The organism is Stenotrophomonas sp. 05L44_2 (assembly GCF_056665995.1).
Map to the genome: position 1 here is coordinate 1 of NZ_JBFTNR010000146.1, position 7,059 is coordinate 7,059.

Consider the following 7,059-nt stretch of genomic DNA (forward strand, 5'->3'; position numbering starts at 1 on the left):
GGCAGCAACGGTGCGGGCGGCAAGTTCAATCGTCCCTCTGACATGGGCGACGTGCTGCTCATGAAGAACACCGACAAGGGCAGCAGCCGCCAGTTCACCGCCGGTCTGAACAAGCCGCTGACCGAGAACTGGGGCTGGTCGCTGGCCTACACCTACACCGCCGCGAAGGAAGTCAGCCCGCTGACCAGCTCGCAGAACACCTCCAACTGGGGCAGCACCCTGATCGGTACCGCCAACGAGAACGTGGCCTATGATTCGCGCTACGCGATCAAGGACCGCGTGACCGGTTCGATCAACTGGAAGAAGGCGTTCTTCGGCAACTACAACACCACCGTGGGCCTGTTCTACGAAGGTCGTTCGGGTCGTCCGTTCAGCTACATCTACTACAACGACATGAACGGCGATGCCGCCGCCACCACTGGCGCCGGTTACTTCAACGACCTGTTCTACGTGCCGAATGGCCCGGGCGACGTCAAGTTCACCGGCGGTGCGGCGATGGAGAAGGCCTTCTTCGACTGGCTTGCCGCCAACCCGCAGCTGGAGAAGTACCGCGGCGAGATTGCTCCGGCAAACGCCTTCCGTACCAAGTGGGTGAACAGCTTCGACCTGCACATCGCCCAGGAATTCCCGGGCTTCGTGAAGGAGCACAAGGGTGAGCTGGCGCTGGACATCATGAATGTCGGCAACCTGCTCAACAAGAAGTGGGGCCGTATTGAAGATTACGGTTTCAACTCCACCTCCCGCGTGGCCAGCTACGCAGGTATCGATCCGGCAACCGGCAAGTACATCTACAACTTCACCGGCGCCACCGATACCCCGACCATCCAGGAAAACAACAACGACAAGGGCAACACCGGTGTGTCGCGCTGGTCGATGCAGCTGACCCTGAAGTACAAGTTCTGATCCGTCAGAGCCTGATGCAGTAAAGGGAAACGGCCGGGGAAACCCGGCCGTTTTCCGTTCAGGCGAAAGTCCTTGCGGGAGGTGGTGCATCGGCGTAGCATCCAGACACGTGCGCGGCGCAGATGCCGCCGAAGCGGTCCCGGAGCGGCGAACGCGGGACGCACCTATCCAACGGTCGGGCTTCCCGGCCGTTTTGCTTTTTAAGGGGGCGGCAGTACAGTCGGACACCTTAAAGGAAGCAGAAAAGTGGATATGACAACGAATGAAAAGGCAGCGCGGACGCTGCCGGTGCAGGACGCGCGGATCTACCCGCGTGGTGGCCTGGATGTGCTGTCGCGGGCCGAGGTTGCGCGCCTGCGCGACGCCTCCAGTGGTGGCATGCACGAGCTGCTGCGCCGCTGCGCGCTGGCGGTGCTGACCAGTGGCAGTGCCTCCGATGATCCGCGCGCCGCGCGCGATCTTTACCCCGATTTTGACATCCAGGTCGCACAGCAGGATCGCGGCGTGCGCATCGACCTGGCCAATGCGCCGGCGATGGCGTTCGTCGATGGCGAGATCATCCGCGGCGTGGCCGAGCTGCTGTTCGCGGTGGTCCGTGACCTGGCGTACRTGGCCATCGAGATGGGCCCGGCCTACGCGGCCGAGCTGGAGTCGTCCGAGGGCATCACCAATGCGGTGTTCGGGCTGCTGCGCAATGCGCGCATCCTCAACCCGGGTGACCCGAACCTGGTGGTCTGCTGGGGCGGCCACTCGATTTCGCGCGACGAGTACCTGTATACCAAGCAGGTCGGTTACGAGCTGGGCCTGCGCGGCCTGGACATCTGTACCGGCTGCGGCCCGGGCGCGATGAAGGGCCCGATGAAGGGCGCCACCATCGCCCACGCCAAGCAGCGCCGGACCGTGACGCGCTACATCGGCCTGACCGAGCCGGGCATCATCGCCGCCGAGTCGCCGAACCCGATCGTCAACCACCTGGTGATCATGCCGGACATCGAGAAGCGCCTTGAGGCCTTCGTCCGCATCGGCCACGGCATCATCGTGTTCGCCGGTGGCGTGGGTACCGCCGAAGAGATCCTGTACCTGCTCGGCATCCTGCTGCGCGAGGAGAACAAGGACCTGCCGTTCCCGCTGATCCTGACCGGCCCGACCGTCGCTGCGCCGTACTTCGAGCAGATCGACCGTTTCATCCGCCTGACCCTGGGCGACGCCGCGGCCGAGCGCTACGAAATCGTCATCGGCGACCCGGTGGCGGTGGCCAAGAAGATGTCGGCCGGCATCAAGCGCGTGCGCGAGCATCGCCTGGCGCAGAAGGATTCGTTCTTCTTCAACTGGTCCATCGAGATTCCGTGGGAATACCAGCAGCCGTTCGTGCCGACCCACGAGGCGATGGCGGCGCTGGACCTGCACCACGGGCGTGCGCCGCACGCGCTGGCAGCCGACCTGCGCCGGGCCTTCTCGGGCATCGTCGCCGGCAACGTGAAGGAAGACGGCATGCGCCGCATCGAGGAGTTCGGGCCGTTCCAGATCCATGGCGACCCCGACATGATGCAGGCCCTGGACGCGCTGCTGCGTGCCTTCGTCGAGCAGCGCCGGATGAAGATCTCCGGCGAATACCAGCCCTGCTACCAGGTGCTGGCGTAAGCGAGGCGAGGGGGGCTGGACGGCGCGGCGGGGACCGCGCCGGACCGGTGGGGGAGGGCGGGATGTCAAGGCTTTGACGCCCGTCGCCCGGATCTGACCGTTCATCCTGCCGCCGCTTGCCGGCGGCAGGCCGGTGCGCCATCGTGGCCACCAACACGCTGGGGAGCGTCCAATGTCTTTGCGCCGGCAAAACGGCTTCACGCTGATTGAGTTGATGGTCACCCTGACCGTCTTCGTGATCCTGTCGTCGATCGCCTATCCGAGCTTCCGCAGCATGATTCGTTCGAACCGGCTGGCAACTGCCAACAACGAAGTAATCGCGTTGACCAACCTTGCGCGCAGCGAGGCCATCCGCAACAACCGTGGTGGTGGCCTCTGTGGCAGTACCGATGGCCTGGCGTGTGACGGTGAATGGTCAAAGGGGCTGTTGGCCTGGTCCGATCTCGACGCTGATGGCGTGCTGGGCAGCAATGACAGCGTGCTGCGTTTTTCCCTGGGCAACCCGCAATTGAGCGTGGTTGGTCCCCCGGGAGCGACCATCGCCTTTGATGGCCGTGGCCGTCGCAAGGCCGCGGACGATCAGACGGTGGTCCTGTCCCCGGCGTCCTGCAAGGCCGGCGAACAGCGCAGCACATTGACGATCAACAAGTCCGGCCAGGTCCGGGTGACCAAGGGAACCTGCTCATGAATCGCCGCAACCTTGCCTCTCCGCGTTCGTCCCAGGGTGGCTTCAGCCTGATCGAAGTGATGGTTGCGTTGTTGATCCTTGCGTTCGGGCTGCTCGGCTTTGCCTTGCTGCAGACCACGAGCGTGCGATTCGTACAGAGTGCCAATTACCGGACCCAGGCGACCAACCTGGCCAACGACCTGATCGAACTGATGCGCGCCCAGCGCACCGATACGCTTGCCGGCGGGGCCTACTCTTCGGCCTCGTTCGCTGCCGGAGCGGTGACGGCCAATGGTGCTTGTGCCTGGCCGACCGGCGCGGCGGTGACGCCGAAGACCAACGTGGCACGCTGGCAATGTGAGGTTGTGAAGACACTCGGTGAAAAGGCCAGTGCAGAGGTCCAGTTTACCCAGAGCACCGGCCGGGTCAGCGTGGCCATTACCTGGGGTGATCAGCGTTGGGATCCGAAGGAGCCCGACAGCCTCACCACCTTCGGCCTGACCACTTTCCTGTGAGCGCGTCCATGAGTCCGTCTTCACGAGCCCGCGGCCTGTCGCTGATCGAACTGATGATCGCCATGGTCATCGGTCTGGTCCTTCTGCTGGGCATCACGCAGATCTTCATCGCGTCCCGCGCGGCTTCACGCCTGTCCGAGGGGGCTGCCCGGACCCAGGAGAATGCACGTTTCGCATTGGACTTCCTGCAGCGTGACCTGCGCATGGCGGGTCACTTTGGCTGCGTGAACGACCAGGCGCATGTGATCAAGAACACCGGCGATGTCCGCTACAACCTCGGTATCGCCGCGGGCAGTGGAGATCCGCTGGATTTCTCGGTGCCGGTGCAGGGGTATGAGGCCGCAGGCACCGCCCCGACCAATACACTGACCCTGGGGCGCACGTGGAGCGCGGCGATATCCGTGCCCAAGAGCATCATCAACCTGAAGCCGGCGCCACTGCCCGGCAGTGATGTGCTTGTGCTCCGCCTGTTGAGCCCGGAAGGGGCGGTTGTGACAGGCGTCGGTGTGGATGGCACTACAACCACGGTGACGGTGTCCGGTGACGGCATGGCGCGCCTGAAGGCGGGTGCTGCCGGCACTCCGACGGTGTTCGCGCTGGCCGATTGCACCCGCGCCGATGTGTTCCCGGCCACCATCAGTGGATCCACCGTCAAGATCGAGAAGCTGGATCTGACCGGCTATTCGGTCAACAACGCGATGACGATGCTGTATCGCGCCGATGGCCTGGTGTATTACATCGCGAGCAACGGCAACAATGAGCCTGCCCTGTACCGCGCCCGCGCCAACGGAGCCGGTGGCTACGGTGACGGTGAGGAGCTGGTGGAGGGCATCGAGAGCATGCAGCTCCTGTACGGCCTTGACGCAACGCCGGATATTTCGCTTTCCACTCCGCCCAGTGGCCGCATCGTCGACCAGCGTGTTGCCAGTGCCGTCAGCACCGCGACGGATGCGACCGCTGTTGGCGCATGGCGCCGCGTCRGCATGGTGCAGGTGGGGCTGCTTGCGCGCAGCCCGCAGCGGGCGTCGGCGCAGGCTCCGGGTTCGGCAGCCACCTACCTGGGGGTGCTTGGTGTGACCATCGCGCCGGGCGATCCCTATGACCAGCGCCACCGTGGCGCCTATGAAGTTTCCGTTGCGTTGCGCAACCGCCTGTTCGGGAATTGACGACCATGCGCTCCATCAAGCTGTCTTCGCGCCGCACCTTCTCTGCCCCTGTCCGGCAGCGTGGTGCCGTGCTCTACGTCGCGCTGATTCTGCTGATCATGCTGGCGCTGCTGGGCGTGATAGGCATGCAGGTGGCCGGCATGCAGGAGCGCATGGCATCGGGCTACCGTGCCGGCAACGTAGCCTTCCAGAGTGCCGAGGGCGCCGCCCGCAGTGCCGAGAATGCCGTGGAGAAGATTGCCAATCGCCAGTCGCCGGGTGACAGCCCGACGGTTACCTCGGCCGACATCGATCAACGCTGCGACGATGGCTTCGATCCATCGGACTGGGTCGCCAAGACCAAGCTGGGCAGCAAGCCGGCAGTGAAGGTCCGGCAGATCCAGGGCTGCATCCAGGGAGAAGGGGCGCTGGACATGGGCAAGCCGTTGGAGGCCGCAACACCGGTCTACCAGATCACGACATACGCCGGCGACACGGCCACCGACGCGACATCGCGCTCGGCGGTCGACACCGTATTCAAGCTGTGAGGGTGGGGAACCCATGAACACGCGAAATCGCAGGATCCTGGCGGGCGTAGGCCTTGCCGTTGTCGCCGCTGGCGGCTATCTGGTGCATACCCTGATGGCCGCGCAGGCGCAGGGTGTGTTGGCGCAGGAGCCCTTGAACGTGCAGGTGCAGACACCGCCTGCGTTCATCATGGCCGTGGATGACTCGAATTCGATGACCTTCGAGCGCATGTTCCCGGGCGGTGACGGGCGCTTGATCTTCAGCACGTCGACTGGCAGCTTCTTCAACAACAATGGCAGCTTCTACAGCGTTGGGCAGGACTGCAACTCCGGTTCAGCCGATTGCTATCTTTACCTTTACGCGCACAACAACTACAACGAGCGCTATTCGTATGGTCGTGCGATCCCGCCGCTGGATATCTTCGGCTTCGCCCGCTCGCACGTCTACAACGCCAGCTACTACAACCCGTCAGTCAGCTACAAGCCGTGGCTGAGGGCCGATGGAACCCGCTGGAACCCTGCCAGTACCACGGCGGCGCGTGTCGACCCGCGCTCCGGATTTGCGGGGTACGACATCACGTACAACATGACCAGTGTGCGTTCAAGCAGCGGTGAGGGATTCCAGTTCGTCGACGGGATGAAGATTCCCGATCTGACGGGAACCGACAATGCGTATTATCGCAACAACGCCTGGCGCACCGCTTCGCGTGACATCGGCTCTGCGGTGCAATATGGCGTGCAGTACTTCCCGGCGACCTTCTACCTGCCGGAGAATTCCCCGGYGCCCTACGGATACAAGTCGGACGATGCGAATCGACCGGTGATCCAGGGGGCCTGTGGGCCCAAGTGCAATCTGCGCCGCTATCAGATCAAGAAGGACAACTACAGCATCGATGGTGCCTACGACACTGCGGTGCAGAACTTCGCCAATTGGTTCCAGTATCACCGCAGCCGCACGCTGGCCATTGTCGGTGCGTCCACCGAGGCGTTGTACGGCGTCGACAACATGCGGGTGGGTTACTTCACGATCAATGACCTGAAGAACGTGAAGATGCATGATCTGGTGACCAACCGCGCCGATCTCTATCAGCAGATCTACGGATTGAAGCCGATCAGCGGCACGCCCAACCGTCGTGCTGTGGAGTATCTGGCCGAACAGTTCCGCCGTACCGACGACGGCGCGCCCGTCATCCGCGCCTGCCAGCGCAATGGCGGCATGTTGTTCACGGATGGCTACACGAATTCCAAGAACTATCCGAATGGCTCGTTCGCCAACGCGGACGCGGTCAATACCGTGAACCTGCCGACACTGCCCTTCGCCGACAATTACAGCAATACGATGGCCGACGTCACTGCGGCCTATTACTCGGGCAGCAAGACGCCGCTTCGTTCCGATACCGGCTTCCCCAAGGGGCAGGTGCCGGTGGACGAGCGCTGCGGCACGTTGTCCCAAGGCAGCGCGGAGTGGAAGCGACTGGACTGCCAGGCCGATCTGCACATGAATTTCTACGGTGTCACGCTTGGTGCTCAGGGGCGGATTTACGGCGTGGATGCTGCCGCCACGGCGGATCCGTACAAGAATCCGCCGAACTGGAACGGCAGCCCTGATCCGTCGACGGTGGACGATGGAACGGTCATCGATGAGATCTGGCACGCCGCGC

At 63.6% G+C, this 7,059-nt stretch carries 5 protein-coding genes and 2 pseudogenes; all 7 read left to right on the forward strand.

The genetic code is table 11. The annotated features are described in order from the left end of the window. A pseudogene (locus AC1VAN_RS07015) lies at nucleotides 1-903 on the forward strand (Oar protein); the annotation flags it as partial. Between the two features lie 252 nt (nucleotides 904-1,155). Continuing rightward, on the forward strand, nucleotides 1,156-2,544 hold the full coding sequence (ppnN, locus tag AC1VAN_RS07020; protein WP_480985531.1) for a nucleotide 5'-monophosphate nucleosidase PpnN: 1,389 nt from the start codon (nucleotides 1,156-1,158) through the stop codon (nucleotides 2,542-2,544). A gap of 172 nt (nucleotides 2,545-2,716) precedes the next feature. Beyond that, nucleotides 2,717-3,232 (forward strand): GspH/FimT family pseudopilin, encoded by a 516-nt coding sequence (locus tag AC1VAN_RS07025; protein ID WP_032975708.1) that lies wholly within the window; start codon nucleotides 2,717-2,719, stop codon nucleotides 3,230-3,232. Then, the gene (gene pilV / locus AC1VAN_RS07030) at nucleotides 3,229-3,726 is read left to right on the forward strand and encodes a type IV pilus modification protein PilV (protein ID WP_025875254.1); all 498 of its coding nucleotides are present in this window, start codon (nucleotides 3,229-3,231) and stop codon (nucleotides 3,724-3,726) included. Before AC1VAN_RS07025 ends, pilV begins: the two co-directional genes overlap by 4 nt. A gap of 8 nt (nucleotides 3,727-3,734) precedes the next feature. After that, nucleotides 3,735-4,892, forward strand: coding sequence for a PilW family protein (locus AC1VAN_RS07035; RefSeq protein ID WP_480985532.1), 1,158 nt, complete (start codon nucleotides 3,735-3,737; stop codon nucleotides 4,890-4,892). A 5-nt stretch (nucleotides 4,893-4,897) separates the two neighbouring features. After that, nucleotides 4,898-5,419, forward strand: a complete 522-nt coding sequence (locus AC1VAN_RS07040; protein ID WP_032975710.1) for a pilus assembly PilX family protein — start codon at nucleotides 4,898-4,900, stop codon at nucleotides 5,417-5,419. A 94-nt stretch (nucleotides 5,420-5,513) separates the two neighbouring features. Then, nucleotides 5,514-7,059, forward strand: a pseudogene (locus AC1VAN_RS07045) (pilus assembly protein); the annotation flags it as partial.

What these genes read in the sequence shown, in the direction of transcription:
- AC1VAN_RS07025 (WP_032975708.1), top strand. Translation starts at nt 2,717, where the DNA reads ATGTCTTTGCGCCGGCAAAACGGCTTCACGCTGATTGAGTTGATGGTC.
- pilV (WP_025875254.1), top strand. Translation starts at nt 3,229, where the DNA reads ATGAATCGCCGCAACCTTGCCTCTCCGCGTTCGTCCCAGGGTGGCTTC.
- AC1VAN_RS07040 (WP_032975710.1), top strand. Translation starts at nt 4,898, where the DNA reads ATGCGCTCCATCAAGCTGTCTTCGCGCCGCACCTTCTCTGCCCCTGTC.